The 20,654-nt window shown below is 63.2% G+C and carries 17 protein-coding genes; 13 read left to right on the top strand and 4 right to left on the bottom strand.

What is annotated here, in order from left to right; translation table 11 throughout:
- Positions 1 to 69: 69 nt before the first annotated feature.
- The 4 genes from ABIC76_RS22335 to tssK form a co-directional block, all read right to left on the bottom strand.
- A complete protein-coding gene (locus tag ABIC76_RS22335) occupies positions 70 to 555 on the bottom strand; it encodes an Hcp family type VI secretion system effector (RefSeq protein ID WP_296224959.1) in 486 nt (161 codons plus the stop codon).
- 89 nt (positions 556 to 644) lie between these two features.
- Entirely contained in the window at positions 645 to 2,366 is a 1,722-nt protein-coding gene (locus ABIC76_RS22330; protein ID WP_502947886.1) for an OmpA family protein, read from the bottom strand.
- Positions 2,363 to 3,091: a DotU family type IV/VI secretion system protein gene (locus ABIC76_RS22325; RefSeq protein ID WP_502947885.1), complete on the bottom strand. Its 729-nt coding sequence runs from the start codon at positions 3,089 to 3,091 to the stop codon at positions 2,363 to 2,365. The genes ABIC76_RS22330 and ABIC76_RS22325 overlap by 4 nt, the downstream gene beginning before the upstream one ends.
- Positions 3,088 to 4,440: a type VI secretion system baseplate subunit TssK gene (tssK, locus tag ABIC76_RS22320; RefSeq protein ID WP_354535271.1), complete on the bottom strand. Its 1,353-nt coding sequence runs from the start codon at positions 4,438 to 4,440 to the stop codon at positions 3,088 to 3,090. Before tssK ends, ABIC76_RS22325 begins: the two co-directional genes overlap by 4 nt.
- A gap of 492 nt (positions 4,441 to 4,932) precedes the next feature.
- On the opposite strand from tssK, the gene tssB reads away from it, so the two are divergent.
- From tssB to tssA, 13 genes are all read left to right on the top strand, one after another.
- Positions 4,933 to 5,445 (top strand): type VI secretion system contractile sheath small subunit, encoded by a 513-nt coding sequence (tssB, locus tag ABIC76_RS22315; protein ID WP_354535270.1) that lies wholly within the window; start codon positions 4,933 to 4,935, stop codon positions 5,443 to 5,445.
- 69 nt (positions 5,446 to 5,514) lie between these two features.
- Positions 5,515 to 7,047, top strand: coding sequence for a type VI secretion system contractile sheath large subunit (gene tssC / locus ABIC76_RS22310; protein WP_354535269.1), 1,533 nt, complete (start codon positions 5,515 to 5,517; stop codon positions 7,045 to 7,047).
- 9 nt (positions 7,048 to 7,056) lie between these two features.
- Positions 7,057 to 7,512, top strand: a complete 456-nt coding sequence (yiaA, locus tag ABIC76_RS22305; protein ID WP_354535268.1) for an inner membrane protein YiaA — start codon at positions 7,057 to 7,059, stop codon at positions 7,510 to 7,512.
- A gap of 84 nt (positions 7,513 to 7,596) precedes the next feature.
- Entirely contained in the window at positions 7,597 to 9,945 is a 2,349-nt protein-coding gene (locus tag ABIC76_RS22300) for a type VI secretion system Vgr family protein (RefSeq protein ID WP_354535267.1), read from the top strand.
- Positions 9,942 to 10,772, top strand: coding sequence for a DUF4123 domain-containing protein (locus tag ABIC76_RS22295; RefSeq protein ID WP_354535266.1), 831 nt, complete (start codon positions 9,942 to 9,944; stop codon positions 10,770 to 10,772). The genes ABIC76_RS22300 and ABIC76_RS22295 overlap by 4 nt, the downstream gene beginning before the upstream one ends.
- The gene (locus tag ABIC76_RS22290) at positions 10,769 to 11,245 is read left to right on the top strand and encodes a hypothetical protein (protein ID WP_354535265.1); all 477 of its coding nucleotides are present in this window, start codon (positions 10,769 to 10,771) and stop codon (positions 11,243 to 11,245) included. Before ABIC76_RS22295 ends, ABIC76_RS22290 begins: the two co-directional genes overlap by 4 nt.
- A gap of 129 nt (positions 11,246 to 11,374) precedes the next feature.
- Positions 11,375 to 11,695, top strand: a complete 321-nt coding sequence (locus ABIC76_RS22285) for a hypothetical protein (protein WP_354535264.1) — start codon at positions 11,375 to 11,377, stop codon at positions 11,693 to 11,695.
- A 48-nt stretch (positions 11,696 to 11,743) separates the two neighbouring features.
- Entirely contained in the window at positions 11,744 to 12,241 is a 498-nt protein-coding gene (locus ABIC76_RS22280) for a DUF3304 domain-containing protein (RefSeq protein ID WP_354535263.1), read from the top strand.
- Positions 12,242 to 12,254: 13 nt separating this feature from the next.
- A complete protein-coding gene (locus tag ABIC76_RS22275) occupies positions 12,255 to 14,069 on the top strand; it encodes a T6SS phospholipase effector Tle1-like catalytic domain-containing protein (RefSeq protein WP_354535262.1) in 1,815 nt (604 codons plus the stop codon).
- 32 nt (positions 14,070 to 14,101) lie between these two features.
- Positions 14,102 to 14,350 (top strand): PAAR domain-containing protein, encoded by a 249-nt coding sequence (locus ABIC76_RS22270; protein WP_354535261.1) that lies wholly within the window; start codon positions 14,102 to 14,104, stop codon positions 14,348 to 14,350.
- 6 nt (positions 14,351 to 14,356) lie between these two features.
- The gene (locus ABIC76_RS22265) at positions 14,357 to 15,568 is read left to right on the top strand and encodes a KPHS_23130 family T6SS system protein (RefSeq protein WP_502947884.1); all 1,212 of its coding nucleotides are present in this window, start codon (positions 14,357 to 14,359) and stop codon (positions 15,566 to 15,568) included.
- Positions 15,569 to 15,589: 21 nt separating this feature from the next.
- Positions 15,590 to 19,069 carry an ImcF-related family protein gene (locus tag ABIC76_RS22260; RefSeq protein WP_354535259.1) on the top strand — a complete coding sequence of 1,160 codons (3,480 nt, stop codon included), beginning with the start codon at positions 15,590 to 15,592 and terminating at the stop codon, positions 19,067 to 19,069.
- Positions 19,069 to 20,649: a type VI secretion system protein TssA gene (gene tssA / locus ABIC76_RS22255; protein ID WP_354535258.1), complete on the top strand. Its 1,581-nt coding sequence runs from the start codon at positions 19,069 to 19,071 to the stop codon at positions 20,647 to 20,649. The genes ABIC76_RS22260 and tssA overlap by 1 nt, the downstream gene beginning before the upstream one ends.
- The last annotated feature ends 5 nt before the right edge of the window (positions 20,650 to 20,654 follow it).

Genomic DNA, 20,654 nt, shown 5'->3' with positions numbered 1-20,654 from the left:
GCACTGACGGTAGACGGGCCGGAGCGTTCGTGGACGGGGAGCGTGCAGAAGACCGGCCCGGGGTGGGCGTCAGGAACGCTCGTTCCACGTGTCCTTGTGGATGATGTTGCCGTCCTTGTACGACCAGGTGATGGTCTCGTAGCGCAGCTCGACCTCTTCGAGGTGGTTGTGCTTCTCGAAGGCCGGGTTCTTGATGTCGAGCATCTTGGGCTTGACGGCGACGATCTTGACGTTGTCCAGCTTCGTGTTGAAGTACTCCTTCTCCTTGCCGGCGTCGTCGATCTTGTACCACTTGATCTCGACCGACTTCAGCGTCTGGCCGCTCGTGACGGCCTTGTACAGATAGGGCGTCGAAGCGTCGGTTTCCTTGGTGAGCGTGATGGGCTTGTGCACGCGCGTGCCGGTGAGCTTGCCGGTGTTGCCATCGGTGGGGATGTGCACGCCGTGGTCGAACGCGACGAGCTCGACGCTGCCCTCACGGCCTTGCACGGTCACCGAACCCTTGATGTCCGCGCCGCCATCGTCCTTGAGCCACATATAGGCCGGAATTGCCATGTTTCACTCCTTGTCATACGCAAATCGCCCGGAGCCAGCCCCCGAGCGTCAAAATCCCGAAGCAAGTGCTCCGGGGGCAAACCTGTGCGCTACCGGCCCGTATCGGGCACCAGCGTGATCTCGACCCGCCGGTTGCGCGCGCGCCCCTCGGGGGTGTCGTTGCTCGCGATGGGGCGCGTGTCGCCATAGCCCTGGATCGCAAACTGCGTGGCCGGTATCCCGGACACCTCGATCAGCCAGTCACGCACGGCACCCGCGCGGGCGAGCGACAGCTTCAGATTGCTGTCGGCACTGCCGACGTTGTCCGTGTAGCCGGCCACGAGAATCCGCTTGTCCGGATGCGACTTGATCATCTCCAGCGCCGCCACCATCGTGCGTGTCGAGCCCGGCTTGAGCTGCGCCGCGCCGGAATCGAACAGCGACATGCTGTCGAGCGTCACCACCGCCGCGGGCGGCGGTGGCGGTTGATACGACGCGATGGCAGTGTTCAGGACCGGCACCAGTTGCACCCCCCGGTACATGCCGAACGACAGCCGCAGCGGTACGCCAGTTCGCGTGTAGCGCTCAAGCTGATCGCGGTCGGCCACGAGCGCCTGCAAGGCGTCGCGCTTGGCGGCATCGTTGGCCGCCGGGGCCGCCGCATACCGGCCGAGATCGGCCTCGACGCGCGTGAGCCACGCCGCGTTGTTCTTTGCCGCCCCCCAGAACGCCAGGGCCGCCGCACAGGCTGTCAACGCCACCGCATGGCCCAGCGCCGCCAGCCGGGGGGAGGCCCACGCCCGCTGGGGTAGGGCTTCGATGAGAGGCTGTGGCAACGGCCACGGCAGGGGAGAGGCGGCCGCAGCAGCAGGCACCACCTGCGTCTGCAAGGCGACAGCGCGCTCCCACAGCGCAGCCGACCCGCTCGCGGGCCCACAGTCGATCCAGCCCATCCCGTAAGGCACCCAGGGCGCTGCCGGATGCCGCCGATCCGCCAGCGCATCGAGGACGATGCGTTGGGTCCAACCGACGACGGATGCCAGCGCTGCGGCGCGGGGTGCGGCAAGGGGACCGCCCGCCGCCGTCGCCGGTTCGATCTCGGCAGCTTGAAGGACGGTTTCGAAACGCTGCATGTCGGTCAGCCGCGCTGCCGACGATACGCCGTACCACTGCGGCATCGCGAAGGCCGCGGGCCCCCGGGTCAGCCGCTGGTAGACCGCGACGTAGCCGGGCAGGCGCCTGCCCAGTACGCGTGCCGCATCGGCCACCGCCTGGCGCACGATGAAGAGCTTCTGCGCGAGCGCATCGGTGCTTGCGTGCAAGGCTGGCGCCACCGATAGGACGACACCGTCGGGAGCCCGGCCATCCCGCCACTGTCTGACCGCCACGGCAAGCCGCGGCAGATCCTGCGGCCGGTCCACGCGCAGCCAGATCGCGCCGTCGCCGACGTAGGCGTAGTGGGTTTCGGCAGCACGATCGAACAGCGCCGGCAGCCCGTCGCCAGTCACCAGCACCAGCGGCATGCGCGTGCGCAGCTTGAGAGGAATCGCCGCCGTGGCCGTGCCCAGCGCGGCGAGAACCTGCGCGCTGTGCTCACGTGCGCGCGCAAGCTGGCGGGTACGCAGCCAGAGGGCCGCGAGCGCGGTCACGCCGATGACGGCGGTCAGGGACCATGCGGTTCCCCGTCCGAGTGGCCACACCAGCCAGAGGACGGTGAGCGCCAGCGCGGCCGCGAAGACGACCAGCAGGCGCGCCGGATAGCCGAGCCCGTCATGGTCTCGTTCGATGGCCGCTGCGGGCGCACCAAACTGGGGATGCGCTTCGGACTTCACGGGCGGACGCCCTGCGTCGTGATGACGTGGGCAAGTTGACTGTCCAGTGCGGCCGTCCAGGCGAGCCACACGAGCAGAGCGACGAGGCCGAATACGCCTGCGATGGCCCAGGGCGACAGGCGGACAAACCAGTCCGCGAATCGGCGCGACCCGCGGTCCGCAAAGAAAGCCCGCGCAGGCGTGCCGCGCAGTTGCTGCAATTGCGCGTTGAGTGCGTCCACCAGTGCGGTGCGCTTGGCTTCGCCCTCGCGGGCGTAGCGGCCCACGAAGTTCAGGCCGAGAATGGCCGAATAGCACTCGAGCAGGTCCACACAGGGCGGGGCTTCGCGCATGCGCTGCTCCAGCCGGGCAAACACGCGCTCGCCGGCGTCGTGGATATTGAACCGCTCCACCTGGAGCGGATTGGCTTCCCAGTTGGCGTGGTTCTCCCCGGACAGACGGCGCAGGGCGATTTCGTCCAGAAGGCCGCATTGGGCAATGAGCGCATCCTGGCGCACGTCTTCAGGGTAGCCGCGGCGCTCCAGCGCCTGCGCAAACTGGTCCATCAGTTCCACGCAGCGCCGGCGCAACGCGACGACATCCTGCGTGGTGCCGCTTGCTGCCAGGGTGGTGGCCAGGAGCGCGGTGTCGCGCAGCAGGCTGCGCATGCCGCCGTGCGCACCCGAAGCAGCTACCGGAGCGGCGGGCAACAGGCTCGGTTCAGTATGGACGAGCGTCGGAGTCATGAGCGCAGCACCGCGTAAAGTTCGAGCGAAGCGTCAGGGACCGACGCCGGCAGGTAGACCTGGCAGGCCCGTGCGGCGAGCATCCGCGCATGCGCCGGGTCGTTCGAATCGAGCGCGAAATACTGGTTGTCCAGGCGGACGGGAATCGCGGCCGGCACGCGCGCCACGGCCTTGAGCGGGATGCCGAGCAGGGCGGAATTGACGATGTGCTCGACATCATCCGGCGCGCCGATCTTGCAAAGACGGGGGAAGTGTTCGGCCAGCGTCACGGCGGGCAGCGGCGCGTTGACCGACAGGTACCAGTCGGCCGCGCCTTCGACGATGCGGGTATCCAGGAACTGGCCGGTCCAGGTGGTCGCGCTCTTGCGCGTGAGGCCAATCGACACGACACGCGACGGAATGATGGCGTCCAGCAGCTCGCGAATCATCGTCTCCAGCCGGGTAAATACCTCGTCGGCCCGGGCATGGTCATACGCGGGGATGTCCGTGAGCTGCAGCGCCGTGGAAAACGTCATCAGCGCGCTCGCCAATTGCGCGAGCGTGGCATACAGGTGCTCGGGCGGACGGCTGGGGTGCGATGCGAAGAGTCGCAACTGCGGCCAGGTTGCATGGATACAGTGCAGAAGCCAAAAGAGCTGGACGTCGGCCACGCCGTATTCGGCGACCTGTTCGATGCGCTCGCTGCGGCGTGCACCCAGTGCCGCGCTCTTGGCTTGCAGAATGTCGGCCAGCCGGGCGATCCGCTCGAGGTGCAGCGGGTGGCCGGCCAGCGTCAGGCACGGCGGCACGAACGTGGGATCGACCTGGAACTGGCCGCTGGTCGTGCGCGTCAGGCGCGCAACCGCGCAGACCGTGTCGTCCGCGTGCGCCTCGAACGCGAAGAGCAGGCGCACCGCGTAACGCTCGGCTGCGATCTCCGATTCGCTGGTCCCATTCAAATCCACCACCTTGACGAACTCCCGGTACGAGCGACGCGGGCGGGCCAGTGTCGTCTCGTCGAAGCGGCAGTTGCTGCCGTTGGCATCGGGAAGCGCCAGCGCGGCCAGCACGACCACGCTTTGCAGGTCGGCAGGCAAGCCTTGGGCCAGATCGCGCGCGGGCGGCAGGGCATCGGCGATGGTCGAGTCAAAGGGGGTGCCATCCGGAAAGCGCAGCCTGAGACGGGTGAGCTTGAGCCTGCCCGTGGCCAGCGCCTGTTCGTCGACCTCGACACCAAGCGTGCCCCAGGGCTGTGCAAGCGCTGCCGAGGCCAGTTGCTGCAAGGCGAATCCAGACCACTGGTCCTGCTGCTGAAAATGCTGCTGCGTGAGGATCAAGCCCTCATGCCAAAGCGGTTTGTTGATCCGCATAAAGGTGGTGTACGACGATTCATTAAATCACGTGACGGCCGATTCTATACGGCGTAATTGCGAATCGTATACCCGCAAGTTGCATTGAAACAATGTGGATCGCGATGCTGGAGATCAGTGCTATCTGATAAAAAGTTAATAGATAAAAAGTCAATATGGCGTGACAAACATTTGCAATCTGCCGAAAGGGCTTGCCGGGATTGGATTCGCGCTCAGATGAGCACCGACTGCGCCTAGCGCCTTCGTGCAGCGGCGCTTCCAGGCTTGGCACTGCAAGCATCTCGCAGTCCACCGAGTCGCTGGTCTCAACGTAAACCCAGATATAAGCGGCGCTTAATTCAAAACAATTGTGACAAACTGGAGGCCTCACTCGACATTACGTTAGTTTTGACTTTGCAATGGTAAACCTGATAAAACGCCATGACGTCATCGGTCTCAGGAATCGATGCCGTCTTGGATCAATCGTCATTAGCTTGGGAAGAGGGAGTACGGATGGACAGCTTTCAGCGCGAAATTCCGAAGAGTCGCGTCTCGATTACGTTGGATCTGCACACGGGCGGCGCCCAGAAGAAGGTCGAGTTGCCGCTCAAGCTGTTGGTCGCGGGCGACTTCAGCGCGGGCCGCGAGCAGGCGCCGCTTGCTGAGCGCAAAAAGGTGAACATCGACAAGAACAACTTCGATGCGGTGCTGGCCGACTACGCGCCGGATCTCAAGCTCGCTGCAGAAAACACCCTGACGGGGGATGGCACGGAGTTGCCGGTGAACCTGTCGTTCCGCGCGCTCAAGGACTTCGAGCCCGAACAGGTTGCGCGCCAAATCCCCGAGCTGCAGGCGCTGCTGGCGATGCGCAATCTGCTGCGCGATCTCAAATCGAACCTGCTGGACAACGGCACGTTCCGGCGCGAGTTCGAAAAGGTGCTCAAGGACAAGCGGCTCTCCGACAAGCTGCGCAACGAGTTGTCGCAGATCGCGACGGCGGCGACGCAGCCGGAAGGCCACGCCTGAGCGGTGTTGGGCCTGGAGCCTGTACCGCACTGAACTGAGAAGCCAAACGAACGCAGAAGAGGCATTGCAATGAAGCACCATGAGTCCGCGCAGGGCGCAACGGAGACGGTCGTTCTGGAGAACGACAGCGTGTACGCGTCGCTGTGCAACAAGATCCATCTGAAGCCGGTGGCCGAGGCCCGTCCGCTGGAAGCCTTTCGCGACAACGACACGCTGTCCGAGGCATCGGCTGATGAGCGGATCGCACGCGGCATGAGCGCGTTCCTGGATTTGGTCGCCAAGACCAGCCAGCCGGTCGACCGACTGGACAAATCGCTGCTCGATTTCCACATCGGGCAGCTTGACCGCCAGATCAGCCGCCAGCTTGACGCTGTGATGCACACGCCTGAATTCCAGGCACTCGAAGGCCGCTGGCGCGGCCTCAAGATGCTGGTGTCGCGCACGGATTTCCGGCGCAACGCGAAGATCGAGGTGTTGGATGTCTCCAAGGACGCGCTGCAGCGCGACTTCGAGGACACCCCAGAAATCATCCAGAGTGGCCTGTACCGCCTGACCTACATCGAGGAATACGACACCCCGGGTGGCCAGCCGATCAGCGCGCTGGTCAGCGACTTCGAGTTCGCGAACTCGCCCCAGGATGTCGCCTTGCTGCGCAATATCTCCAAGGTCGCGGCTGCTGCCCATATGCCGTTTATCGGCTCGGTGGGCGCGGCGTTCTTTGGCAAGCAGTCGATGGAGGAGGTGGCCGCGATCCAGGACATCGGAAACTACTTCGACCGCGCCGAGTACATCAAGTGGAAGAGCTTCCGCGACACCGACGATGCACGCTACGTGGGCCTGACCATGCCGCGCGTGCTGGGCCGCCTGCCGTACGGCAAGGACACGACGCCCGTGCGCGCCTTCAACTATGAAGAAGCGGTCAAGGGCCCGGATCACGACAAGTACCTGTGGGTGAACGCCTCGTTTGCGTTTGCCGCCAACATGGTGCGCAGCTTCGTCTCCAACGGCTGGTGCGTGCAGATCCGTGGTCCGCAGGCGGGTGGCAAGGTCGAAGATCTGCCCGTGCACCTGTACGACCTGGGCACTGGCGTGCAGCCGAAGATTCCGACCGAGGTATTGATCCCCGAGACGCGCGAGTTTGAATTCGCCAACCTGGGCTTCATCCCGCTGTCGTTCTACAAGAACCACGACTTTGCGTGCTTCTTCTCGGCCAATTCGACGCAGAAGCCCGCGCTGTATGAGACCAAGGAAGCCACGGCCAACAGCCGCATCAATGCGCGCTTGCCGTACATCTTCCTGCTTTCGCGCATTGCGCACTACCTGAAGCTGATTCAGCGCGAGAACATCGGCACCACCAAGGATCGCCGTCTGTTGGAGTTGGAACTCAACAACTGGATCAAGGGACTGGTCACCGAGATGAAGGACCCGGGCGACGAGCTGCAAGCCTCGCACCCGCTGCGGGAAGCCAAGGTGACGGTGGAAGACATCGAGGACAACCCGGGCTTCTTCCGCATCAAGCTCTTCATCATCCCGCACTTCCAGGTCGAGGGGATGGACATTGGGCTGTCGCTGGTGTCGCAGATGCCTAAGGCAAAGAGCTAAGGAGCACCTATGAAACCGCAACTTCAGGCGCCGTCATTTGCGTTCGTCGCCGTTTCGTGGGTCGCACTGCTCATCGGCATCGTCTCGTTCCTCATCGGCCTCTACAACGCCAACATGCAGTTGAATGAGCGCGGTTACTACTTCACCGTGCTGGCTTATGGGCTGTTCTCGGCGGTATCGATTCAGAAGAGCGTACGCGATCGCGCGGAGGGCATTCCCGTGACGGGGCTGTACTACGGTCTGGCCTGGTTCTCCGTACTGCTGGCTGTTCTCCTGCTTTGCGTGGGACTGTTCAATGCCACCCTGGCCCTGAGCGAAAAAGGCTTTTACGGGATGTCGTTCGCGCTGGCGTTGTTCGGTGCCATTGCCGTGCAAAAGAACACGCGTGACCTCCAGGCGGCCAAGCTCAACCTTGCCGAGGGTGAGGGCGGTCCGCTACGTGAGGACTTCGGCGCCGCGCCGTAGGTTCGCGGTCTCTCGCATCAAGCGCCGGGGTCTCGTTGGCTCCGGCGTTGTCGTCAGTACGTATTGCGCGTAGGGAGTCTTTGTATGTCGATGGTGTTGCCTTCGCAGGCGTATGAGCTGAAGTTGGCGCCGCATCCGGCCCCGTTTTCCATCCTCAAGTTCGTTGGGCGCAATGCGATCAGCGAGTTGTACTGGTACGACATCGAGTTCACGAGCCCCGTAGCCAGTCTCCCAATGGACCAAGTGGTCGGCCGCCCTGCGAAGTTCACCATCGACCCCATCGACCCGAACATGGACTATCTGCGCAAGATGTTCGGGGAGAACGCGGAGAAGTTCAGCAAGAAGCCGCCGGCCTACACTGTCCACGGCATCATCACGCGGTTCGATGAGTTGGGGACCTCGGCCGACGAGACGCGCTACCGGGTGCGGCTCGAACCGAAGCTCGCTGACCTGAACCGCGGTGTCACCAGCCGCCTGTTCCAGAAGCAGTCGGTCGAGGAAATTGTGACCGATACGCTGAGGCATTACGGCTATCGGGCAGGCGTGGACTTCGAGTTCCAGCTGCGCCGGCAGTACAAGCGCCACGAATACATCACCCAGTACCACGAGACGACGTTCGCCTTCATCCAGCGCCTGTGCGCCGAAGAGGGGATGTGGTTTCGCTTCGAGCAGAAGAAGGATCGAACCGTTGTTGTGTTTGGGGACGATCTGGACGCGTACGCCCGCAAGCAGCGCGTCGTGCCACACCGGCGCGATGCGGGGCTGGAGAGCGCCGGGGCCGAGAGCATCAAGACGCTGGAGCGCTATACGCAGCGCGTGCCCGAGGCCGTCCGGCTGCACGACTACAACCATCGCCAGGCGGGGGTATCCCTCCTGGTGGAAGAGAACGCGGCGCGCGAGGACAAGACGACCGAGGGCGTCGATTACCGCTGGGGCGAACACTACGAGACACCGGAAGAGGGCCAGGGCATTGCTCGCCGGCGCCACGAGGAGTATCTCGCGCAGCAGGTTGTGTTCAAGGGGTCTGGCAATCCGTTCGGGGTCGAGGCCGGGGAGATGGTCAGTCTCGACGAGAACCCGGCAGATGCGCCGCATGGCCTGCTGATGACGGCCGTCGAGTCGCATGGCGGACGCAGCGAATCGTATTGGATGACGTTCGAGGCGATTCCGGCCGACCGCGTCTGGCGTACGCCGATGGCGTCGATCCAACGGCCGGTGATTGACGGCATCCTGCCGGCGCGAATCACCTCGCCGGGCAACTACAAATACGCCTACCTGACCGAGCAGGGCTGGTATGTGATCAAGTTGCCGTTCGATCTGGATGAATGGAGTCCGGGCGGCACGAGTCGGCCGGTGCGCTTCGCCAAGCCCTATAGCGGCGAGAACTATGGCCAGCATTTCCCGCTGATCGACAGCGCGGAAGTGGCCATCATCCATACGAATGGAGACCCGAATAGGCCCGTGATCATTGGGGCGATGCACGACAGCCTGCATCCGGACCTGGTCAACAACCTGAACCATACGCGCAACCTCATCCGCACCGCCGCGCAGAACGAACTGCGGATGGAGGACAAGGAAGGGGTTGAGCACATCCACCTGACCACGCCGTTCCAGACCAGTGAACTGAATCTGGGCCACATGGTGGACGGCAACCGCAAGGAGCGGGGGCAGGGGGCGGAGTTACGTTCCGATGGCCACGTGGCTGTGCGTGCGGCCAAGGGCATGCTGCTTTCCGCCGACGCGAAAACAAACGCACAGGGCAAACAGCTGGATATCGAGCCCGCGCGTGTCCTGCTTGATAACGCGCTTGAACAGATGCGCGCGTTGGCTGACATGGCGAAGGCCGCCAACGCGATTGCGGCGGACTACGAGGAGCAAAAGGCGCTGCTTGAGGGCACGTTGAATGGCTTGAAGCGAGCCGGTCTTCTCGCCAGCGCACCGGCGGGTATTGGGCTTGTCTCCGGTGGACACATGCAATTGAGCGCGGCCCGAAATCTGATTGCCACGTCGGGCGAGAGCGCCGACATCGGCGTCGTCAAGCGGCTGACCGTCGCCGCCGGCGAGGCGATCTCAATGGTTGCGCAGAAGCTGGGTCTGAAGTTGTTTGCGTCGCGCGGGAAAGTCGAGATCCAGGCACAAGGCGACGAGATGGCGCTGGCCGCCCTCAAGGATCTGACCGTCACCAGCACTGAAGGAAAGCTCGTTCTCTCTGCGAAGAAGGAAGTCTGGGTCGGCGCCGGGGGATCGTACATCCGGATACATGGCGGTGGCATCGAGAACTGTACCCCCGGGAGCATTCTTGAGAAGTGCGCGAGCTGGAACAAGCCCGGCCCCGCATCAATGCAGCCGGTGTTGCCGCTGCTGCCGAAGTCCGTGTGTATCCCCTGTCTGTTGGCTGAATTCCGCCAAGGCGCTTTGCTCGGTGCGAAATGAGCCATCCGAATTCTCCAATCACGCCGGAGTTGCTGGTAACGGCAGTTCACGAATTCCAGCTCGCCAACCCTAGCCTGCAGGTGTGCGCGTTGGTTTACGGCGTCGCGTATCCACAGTTGTTCGGCGAGCTGCGGCAGTGGTTCGGTGGGGAGACTGCAAATGCCCGTCTTGCGCTGCTGTTTGACGCAAGCTCCGAAGACGGGGCCGATCAATATGGCCCCTACTTGGTTCGCCTTGCACCGGGTGCCGCGCAGCCAACGAAGCTTATGACGCAACTTGCCCGCTGTTGCGTGGATGATTTTCGAGGCGTTTCCTTTCTGTTCACGCCGTTGGATTTTGAGGCACTGGTGGCAGGACTGCGCGCGCGGCTTGATGTCGTCTGTGAGGACCGGAGCGAATGGCAGATGAAGTTCTTTGACACGCGATCGCTGGCCGTGCTGGATCGCACGCTGTCAACGGAGCAGCGCACGACGTATTTTGAGGTCGTGAAGACGTGGTGGTACGTAGACCGGCACGGAAACCTGCAGAAAATCGACGGTCTGGGACTGTCGGCCGACACGTATTGTGGACCGCTGCAATTGACCGAGCAGCAGACGACGGCCTTCGTCGATGCTGGGCTGCCCGATGCTGTGCTGCACGTGCTCAGCCAAACCGACGACGATCTGCTTGCGGCATTCGATGCGCGTACGCGCTACCTGATTGCCGAAGCCTCGATTGCGCGGGCCATGCCGGACGAACGCAACAGCATGCCGCTTTTAGCCGACCGAGTCAGGGCGGCGCTGCTGGAAAACACAACCTCGTCGAACACATCGACAGAACAAATATGACCTTGCGCCATTTCCTTGCACCGTTCCTGGTGGCTCTGTGCCTTGGCATGGTCAGTTTGCCTAGTCATGCAGAGTACAAAGTCTTTATCGTCGGCGTCAACACGCACAACCACACGACTGATACCAAGTTCTTCTACCGCGTGGATGGTCACAAAGAGATGGTCATCCCATTGAATATCCCGGTCGGGGCCGCAGGGGAATATGCCTGCTGCGAGGCCACGGACAAGTCCACCAAGGCACCCCTGTGGATTGAGGTTGAATACAAACCGATCTCGCGCGCAGCCTACCTCTCGGGAAAGTACACCGTGCCACCAGGCCCTTCTGTCAAACGGAATGTTGCGGTCAAAGGCCATATTCCGCCAGAACCCAAAACCTTGGAAATTCATTTCTATCCGGGGGGCCGAATTGAGGCAGAACTGTCAGACATCGAGGCGATTGATCCCGTCCATGCAACGCCGCCGGCCGGCCTATGACGGTCGCTGTTGTTGGGGCGGCATCAGCACGGTAGCAAGCGAGACCGTGTGCTTTGGCGCTGCTACGGGTCTATCCCTGCGAAAGAGGTGGCTATCTTGATAAGACTCGTTCCCAAGCCGTGGATGTACGTGTCCTACTCGATTTTTGTCTTCCCTGCGAGCGTCACACTCGCTGATCGTCTCGCAATTGCTTGGATAAAGGCGAAGGGCATATCGGACTTTGAAGGTGCCAGTGGAGTTGCATGGTTTTGGATGATGTTTCCCTGTGCAGTGCTGACTTATGCGCTGTGCATTGCCGTGCTTGCCTTTCTACTCAAACGTCCAAGGGCGCTCATCGCCACAACCCTGGTGCTTGCCGTGTTGTCGGTCCCCTCGTTGGCGTTTGTCTTGACACTATTCGACGGACCGGAGATTCCGCTGCCGTCGAACTTGCGTTTTGGATCGATATGAGCACATCAAATGGAAGTGGTAGCCAAGCAAGCGCCATGGAGCAACCTCATGCATCTGAATAAGACAGCAGCACAAAGATGTGCGGCCATCTTCCTCGGTCTGCTCATATTCGCGAGTCTGTCGGGCTGCGCGAAGGAAGAACCCTACATGCTGGCCATCATTGGCTACAACTACACGGATCGTGCGATCGCGTTCTTCGGTGTGAATGGGCAGGGCGGTAGCAACGTTGAACTGAGTACGCCCACGGCTGGAGGAGGGAAAGAATCCTGCTGTGTGGTGATGCGCAAAGGCACGAAGACTCCGTTCAAGGTGGAGGTGATGTACGAGATGGACGCACTGGAGTCCTATCCGCCGAGAAAGATCATCGAGCCCCCGGGGCCATACCTGACGCGGCAGGTAGAAGTCACCGGCCCGGTTCCACCCGACCCGAGCTATCTGGAGATCCACTTCTACCCGGACGGCCACATTGAAGCCGCGCTCTCTGGGAGGGACGGCCCTTCGCCGCCCAGGCTCAAACTCGACCGCCGGATGCCATTCGTTCGATAACTGGAGCTCGTTCATGCTTGACGATACCCAAATGCCGTCTCCTGCGGGCCAGCGCCCGCTGACCTCGCTGGAGCGTCAGCAGCGGGCCGATGCCATGGCGTGCTTCGATCCCACGAAGCGGCCTGGCATGTCGGATTGTTCGCAGTCGCTATGGATTTCGCTTTTCTTCGATGGCACGAAGAACAACATGTATGTGCATACCCCGAAGTCCAAACACAGCAACGTCGCACGGTTGTTTCTTGCCCACGAGTTGGAAGACGAAAGTAAAGGGATGTATCCAATCTACGTGAACGGCCTCGGCTCACCTTTCCCGGAGATCGGTGAGACGACATTTAGCACGGCTGGACTGGCATTTGCGGCTGGCGGCGAGAAACGCCTGCAATGGGCGATGGGCAAATTCGAAGATCGAATCAAAAAAGCCAAGGCCCGCGCTACCAACCCCCAGCACCCGATTCGGATGATCAATGTGGCGCTGTTCGGTTTTTCACGCGGGGCGGCATTGGCGCGAGCCTTCGCTGTTCGGCTGGCCAAGGAGTGCCGCAAGGAAGGTGAAGGCTGGCGCTACCAAGGCTACCCGATTCGTCTGTATTTCATGGGGTTGTTCGACACGGTGGCTTCGGTGGGCGTGCCGGCAGGTGCCAAGGCATTGGACCGCAGCCCGATGTTGCAAATGGCCACGACAGCATTGCTGGGCCCGATTTTGGAGGAAGGCCTGAAGGCTGCCCCCAAAGACGGTCACTACGACTGGGCAAAGAATCTCAAGATCCCCGCCATGGCGGAGCAGTGCATCCACTACGTAGCCGCGCATGAAGTGCGCGACTCGTTTCCACTTGATTCGGTGCGAGATGGTAAGAGCTACCCATCCAATACAGTTGAGGTGGTGTACCCCGGTGTGCATACGGACGTCGGTGGCGCCTATGCCCCGGGGGAACAGACGCGGTCTTTGCGAGACGACGAGAAACTCAGCCAGGTGCCGTTGCTGCACATGCATCGGGCTGCCCGCGTGGCGGGCGTGCCGATTCAATCATTGGAGACGATGGGGAGCAAGGTCCAAGCCTCATTTGCATTGTCAGCAGAGACCGCAGCTCGCTTCGACCACTACCGTCAGACGGTTCGAGCAAGCGGGTCCTTGGAAATGGCCGTCGCGGCCCATCTTTACTGGCTGTATGGCGCGCGCAGCCACTTATCCGTGCAAACCAAGAGCGCGGCCGCATTGTCACGAATGCCCGAGGCCAAGGCAATGCTGGCAAAGACTGGGAACAACGATCTGGTGGAGACGCAAGATGAGGAGCTGCGCAAGATCACCAATGGTGGACGAAATGTTCGAACGGCCATGGATGAGGCCCTTGTCAAACAGCGCAACCACAAGCGATTGAGTCTGCGTGAAGCGACGCTGGCAAGTGCGCAGGCAAGTGCTGCCTACTTTATTGAACCACGCGGTCTACCGGCCGATTCTGTGGACTTCCTGACGCACGGCGCAGGGAGCCTTGGCCATCATGCGCCAAGTCTGGGTGGTCTGATGCCCGGAGCTTCCGAACAGTCCGCCCCAAAGGGCAGTGCCGACACCTTTGAGGCCGATGTCGCGCGGCGCAAGGCAAGCGCCTCACACGCGCAAGAGAACAACAACCGACGCCTGCTGCTCGATGTCTTCGACTATCTGGTTCACGATTCGGTGGCGGGGTTCGGCAGCGATCTCTCCAAACTCCAGAACTGGCGAATGATGTATTTCGGCGATCTCGCCTACGAGCCAGAGAATGACTGGACCACGCATCTGGCGGAAGAAGAGAAGCACGGGGAACCAGGTAACGGTGATCTGGCAACGGCGTAACCCGCTATGTCAACGGAAGGAGCACGACAGCAATGATGGACCTGATTCGTTTGGGAGATGCGACCGATCATGGCGGCAAGGTAATCAGTGCGTCGAAGACCATGCAATTTGATGACCGTGCCGTGGCGCGCAAGGGCGACGAGGTGACGTGTCCTCGCCACGACATCCGGCCCAACCTCATCATCGAGGGTGACGAGACGATGCTGGACGACGGCGTGCCGATCGCTCGGCACGGGCACCGCGCCATGTGTGGCTGCCGCCTGATTTCCAGCCTGCTCTGAGCGCGCATGCCCGTCGTGCTTCCTCCTGTGGTCTCCACAGAACCTCGCCCGTCCCCTCCACGCCTTGCGCTGTGGATGGGCCTGCTGGTGGCGACCATGGCCGGGGGCGTCGCTCATACGTTGCTGACCTGGCCCCAGGGGGCGCCAACCAGCACGGTATGGTTTTGGATGCGACTGGTGGTGATGCCCTTTCTCGCTTGGTGCGTCCTGTTCGGGCTCCGAACGCTTTACTACGAGCAGGAAAACGAGCGTATCGACGCGGAAGAAGAAGTCATGCGGGCTGACAGGGCAGAAGCCCTGCAGTTTGGCAGCGACCCACTTGCGGTCGTCGGGCTTACCTACCTGACGGGAGCGGGCAATCAAGGTGTGTCGCAGCGATGGACGCAGACTGACGGTCTGCAGGAGGGGCCCGATGCTGCGTCTGAAGCCGCACTCCGACCCGAAATCACGCTCAGTTTGGCTGGCGATGACGAGGACCCCACGCGCTACCGTGCTTGCTTCAAGGATTTGATTGATGCAGTGGCAAACATGGTCAGCGCTATCCCTGCTGACGTGCCATTCAGCGTGCGGTTGGCGTTGCCAGAGGGCGAGGGAAGGCAGGCACAACTGGACAGTTGGCAAGCCTGTTGGTGTGCTAAAGGGCTGCGGACAGCCAAGGCCGCGTTGGTGCCCACAGAGACGGGCGTCATGGCATTGGACGCGTGGCTTGACCAAAAGGGTGGGCCGCAGCTTGAAAACTTCACGCTGTTCGTCGCCGTTGGCCTGCGCGACACCCCTTCATCGGAGGTGGCCGAAGCCGCAGTTGCGCTGCTATTGGGCTGGGCGCCGCTTGCCAAGCGCCGCCGACTCAAGAGTATTGCTTTGCTGCATCGGCCAGTCGAGGAGGGTGTTCAGACCCCGGAATCGGCTATGACGACTTCACTGCAATGGGGTTGTACGACGCCCGACAAAGTTGAGGATGTGTGGCAGGTCGGTTTGGATGCCATCGACAAAACCGCCATCGCGGATCGTCTCGGAAACCTTTCTTTCGGGGTGTCGCAGACGCCTGGTTTGTCCGGTGTCCACGACCTTGATAGCGAGCTCGGGCGCCAAGGGGTAGCCGGTGGGTGGCTTGCATTGGCACTAGGAATCGAACATGCGGCACAAGCCAAGCGCCCACAGTGGGTGGCATGGCGCGAAGGCACCTTGCGGTTCGCCATCATTCAATCCATCGCGTAAGCAGAGAATGGACTACAGAGCATGAAGTTGCCGAAGTTGTCGGGATACTGGATTCTTGTCACCGCAGTCACGATACTGGTCGCCATTTTCGCTTGGTCCAATGGCGCAAGCCTTGATCCATCGCCGGTGCGCCGCATTGTGTTTGTCGGTCTTGTTGGCTTGCTGTTTCTGGCAGGCCGAGCGTGGCTGGCTGCAGCTTGGCGCATTGTTGCGCGCCACGCGCCACGCCGGGGAGCGGGGCGCTATGAACGCGCGCAGCTTGCGCGAGTCGATGACGAGAAGGCTGCAAGTGCCGAGATAGCACCTGTCCGTCGCAACGCGCTCAAGGCAATCTTGTTGGACCGTCACGGCTGGCGCTGGCGTTACCACGACCGCTGGGTGCTCGTCGTCGGCGACGAACCGCTGGTCAAGCTCATAGCGCCAGGCCTGGCTGAAGCCGGCTACCTGCTCACTGGCGACACGGTCCTACTCTACGCCAAGCAGACCAGCAACACGCTCGACACCGACTGGCTCGACCAGATCCGCCGCCTGCGCCGCCGTCGCCCGGTCGATGCGGTCGTGGCCGTCACGCGCAATCGAAGCACCCCCAATACACCCTTCGACCCAGACAGCGTTGCCCAACGGCTGGCCCGCCACGCTCGCGCGCTGCGCTGGGCAGCCCCTGTGTATCTGCTCAATGCCACGACCTTTGGAGGCAACGCCTCGGGACCGGAAGAGACCATCGGTTTCACCTGGGCCAACCCGCGCGCAAACGCCGAGCAGATCGATGCGTCGCTGCAGGATCTCGCACACAACCTCGCGGACGGGGGCGTGGTCCGCCTCACGCAGAATCCTCTCGACCGCTATCCCGCCGAACTCTCACAGCACATCTCTGGCTTGCACGCTGCGTTGTCGGGCCTGGTGTTGCAGACCGCCCAGTCGCGCTTCTGGTGCAACGCCGTGCATGGGCTGCTGTTCGCGCCGCTGGGCAAGACACGGGACCCGGTTCAGTCCGCTCCTGGCGAGGACGGTGAAGACGACCCACTGGCTCTTCCCCAGCAGCACCCGGTCTGGCAGACCGTCGCCGAGCATAGCCGCAAGGTCTATGGCCGCCGTGTCGGCTTTTCGTGGTCGACCACCGCCGCGTGGGTTACCACGGCACTCGTCGGCTGCTGGATCGCCGGCACCATGCTGTCGGGCTTCACGAACCGTGCGACGGCCCAAGCGGCTGCTGACACACTCAATCACCTGTCCGTGACGCAGGACCGTACGCAGGCGCTGCTGACATTGGACAGCCTCGACAAACAAATCGAAACGCTGGAGACCCGACAACGCGACGGCGCACCGTGGATCACCCGATTTGGCCTGAACCGAGACGCCGCATTGCTCGAGGCGTTGTGGCCCGGGTATGCGAACGCCGCTGGCCGCATTCTTGTCGGCCCGATCCGTCGCAAACTCGAAGAGCGCCTGCGCGAGCTTGGCGCTTCCACCGACGCACAGATCGCCAGCGGCGGCAGCACGCAAGTGCAGGCGGCCTACGACACCCTCAAGGCCTACCTGATGCTGGCCAAGCCGGAGCGGGTCGTCCCCGCCTTCCTGACGCCGCAACTTATTGCCACCGCTGTACCCGCACGCCCAGGCAATGCATCGGTCTCGTCCGGCGCCTGGGAAGACCTGCGCCAACACACCATCGCGTTTCTCGCAAACCACCTCGGACACCGCGCAGGAGAGGACGGCGCTGCGCTCGCGATCGACCCGGACGTCGGGCTCGTCGCCGCAGCGCGCCAGACCATCATCGGCGTGCGCGGTATCCAGAACTCTCGCGATGCGCTCTATCAGCAGATTCTTGAAGAGGCAGCCGCTAAATACCCGCCCGTGACCCTCGCCATGCTGCTGGGCGACACCACCAGCCGGGGGCTGTTCGACGCGACCACGGCCATACCGGGCGTGTTCACACGGGCCGCATGGGACGGACGCATCGCGAAGGCAATCGATGAAGCCAGCGAACAGCGCAATGTTGCAGGGGACTGGGTACTGTCGGACGCCAAGACGGCCAACCAGGCACCCTCGACACTCAAAGCCGAACTGCGCCAACGGTATTTCGACGATTACACCCGCGCGTGGGCCTTGTTCCTCAATGGCTTGCGCTGGCAGAGTGTGCCCACCTTGTCCGGTACCGTCGACCAACTGACGCTGCTGGGTGACCCGCAACGCTCGCCATTGGTCGCCCTGATGAATGCGATCGTGTATCAGGCCGGGGCGGGCGCCACCACGCAATCGTTGTCCGACACCCTGCTGGGCAAGGCCCAGCAACTCGTCGGCGCCGGCGAGAAGGACCCCTCGAAGCAGACGCAAGCCCAATTGGCACCCCTCGCGGGACCCTTTGGGCCGATCCTGCGCCTGACCGGCAGCGACGTCGTGTCGGGTGCGCCGGCAAACGGCAAGGCCGGCGTACAGCTTGCCACCACCGGCGACCTGAGCCTCGCCCGCTATCTCGAACGCGTCACCGCCATGCGTCTCAAAGCCCAGCAAATGGTGGCGAGTCCGGATGCCGATGCGATGTCGCGCATAGCCGCGCAGTCGGTACTGCAGGGCAAGAGCTCGGATATCGCGGACAGTCGGGACTACGCGAGCCGGCTGGCCGCGAGCCTGGGCGAACAGTGGGCGGGTTTCGGTGCGCTGTTCCAAGCGCCACTCGACCAGACCTGGGAGGTGGTGGTGCAGCCGGCCGCATCCAGCCTGAACGAGATCTGGCGCACCGCCATTGTGGCGGACTGGAACAAGGCCTTTGGGGGCCGCTATCCGTTCGCAGACTCCGACAACGATGCCTCCTTGCCCGAGATGGCGCGCTTCATGCGCCCTGACATCGGCGTCCTGACGCAGTTCGTCACCACACAACTGGCGGGTGTCGTCGAACGCCAGGGTGACCGCTGGGTCGCCGCGCAAGGCGCCAACCACGGCGCCCTCGCGCTCGACCCGGCGTTCCTGGACGGGCTCAATCGGCTCACCCGGGTGGCGACGGTGCTGTTCCCATCGGGGGACGCCCATCTGCGCTTTGATCTGCGCGCGGTTCCCGCCTCCGGTGTCACGGATACGCGATACGTGTTCTCGGGGCGAGAACTGCACTATTTCAATCAGAAGGAGGAGTGGGTGCCGTTCGAGTGGCCGGGCCAGACGCTTGAGAACCTCTCCCACATCGAATGGCAGACCGAGCAGGGCGGGCTGCGCTCGGCACTGGACGCGCAAGGGCGGTTTGGGCTGATCCGGCTGCTGGAGCGCGCCAAGGTCTCCCAACAGGACAACGCACGTTACCTGGTGACCTGGACGCCCGATATGAGCCAAGCCATCGCGCTGCGTGTGCAGCTGCGCAGCGAAGCGGGGGCAGGGCCCCTCGATGTGTTGCAACTGCGGCGCTTCACGCTGCCGGCGCGGATCTTTGTGACCGGGGCAGCGAAGGCAGGACCGAAGCCCATCGCCATCAACGCCGGGGCTCCGCGCGCCGTGTCGGCGGAGGTGCAGTGATGCTGGCGGGATTGTTCAAGAGCCTGTTTCCGGCACGCGACGCCGAACAACTGGTGCGTACGCGGCTGGATGCGTGGCAAGCGTGGCTGCAACCACTGGCTGGCGAAACCGGCGTTGGCCGCGATCCGGGCTACGAAGACGCGTTCTTCGAGCTCAAGGACGAGGCGAACAAGCTCTCCGGGATCGATGATGGCCGCATTACCCGGGCGTGCGAACAACTGCTCAAGGAAACCGGCAAGGATGTGCGCCTTGCCGGCTACTATGCCCTGGCACGGCTAAGGCTGGATGGACCGGCAGGGCTGGCCGACGGGCTTGAGTTGGCCGCTGCCCTGGTTGACCGATTCGGAGAGGCGGTGCTGCCCGCCCGCGCCGAAGCGAAGAAGGGCGCGCTGGAGATGCTCGCCACGACGCGCGTGATTGAGTTGCTGGAGGCGCGCGGCGAGTTCGCGCCTGCGGACCTTGAGCGTGCGCTGGCAGCGCTGGATGTGCTGCTGACGCGCACCGCAGCCTGGCCGGAAGCGGCCCGGCCCAACCTGCAACCCCTGGTCTCCCGCTTCGAGCGCAAGGAGGCACCGCCCCGCAGCGTGCAGCCCGATGCCAGTATGCCGGCATCCACCACCGGAATGCCGGCTTCCTCCGGCACGATCGCCTCCACGCGCGATCTGCTCGAGCAGGCGCGCGCGATGGCCACGTGGCTGCGCGATCAGGAAAACGGCTACCTGCCGTCGGTGCGGCTCGTGCGCAGCGTGCGTTGGGATACCTTGCACGAGGTGCCGCCGGCGGACGCCGCCTCCCGCACGCGCCTGGCGCCGCCGCGGGGCGAACTGCGCCAGCAGATGAAGCGGCTTGTGCTGCAGAAGCAGTGGCACGAACTGCTCGAGCGTGTCGAAGGCGCCTTCATGGAGGGCGTGAACCACCTGTGGTTTGACCTGCAGTATTTCCAGCACGTCGCACTCGACCATGTTGGGGCGCCGTACAACGCCTGGCGCGAGTTGCTGCGCGCCGACGTGGCGCTGTTTCTGGAACGCCTGCCCGGGATCGAGCGGCTGGCTTTCAACGACGGCACGCCGTTTGCCGATGACACCACGCTCGAATGGATTGCGCGACACGCCGTGGTGCGCGACCTAGAAGCCGGGGAGAGCGTGGCGCCACTGCCCGTGTCCGCAGAGGGTGCGGGCGAAGCGGCTGGGGACTGGCCCGAGATCGAGGCGCAAGCTCGGGATTTGGCGGCACGCGAGGGCGTGGAAGCCGCCTTTACCTGGCTCGAAGCCTTGCCCGGCCTGAAAACCGACCGCCACCGCTATCTGCAACGCCTGGTCATGGCACGTCTGGCGGACCACGCCGGACGCCCGGACGCAGCCCATGCGCTGCTGGTGGAGCTGGATCTGTCTGCCCGCTCGCTGCCTCTGACGCGCTGGGAGCCGGCGCTCGTCTTCGAGGTCAAGCATCAACTGGTCCGCTCGCTCAAGGCCATGAGCAACCGCAAGGAGGCCGACAAGCCCGCGCTGGCGCAGCGCATCGCGGAACTCCACGCCGAGCTGACCGTGCTGGACCCATCGCGCGCATTGACGCTCGCATAAGAACA

Source organism: Ralstonia sp. 1138, assembly GCF_040544795.1.
GTDB classification, from domain to species: domain Bacteria; phylum Pseudomonadota; class Gammaproteobacteria; order Burkholderiales; family Burkholderiaceae; genus Ralstonia; species Ralstonia flatus.
This window is presented reverse-complemented; position numbering and strand designations above follow the sequence as displayed.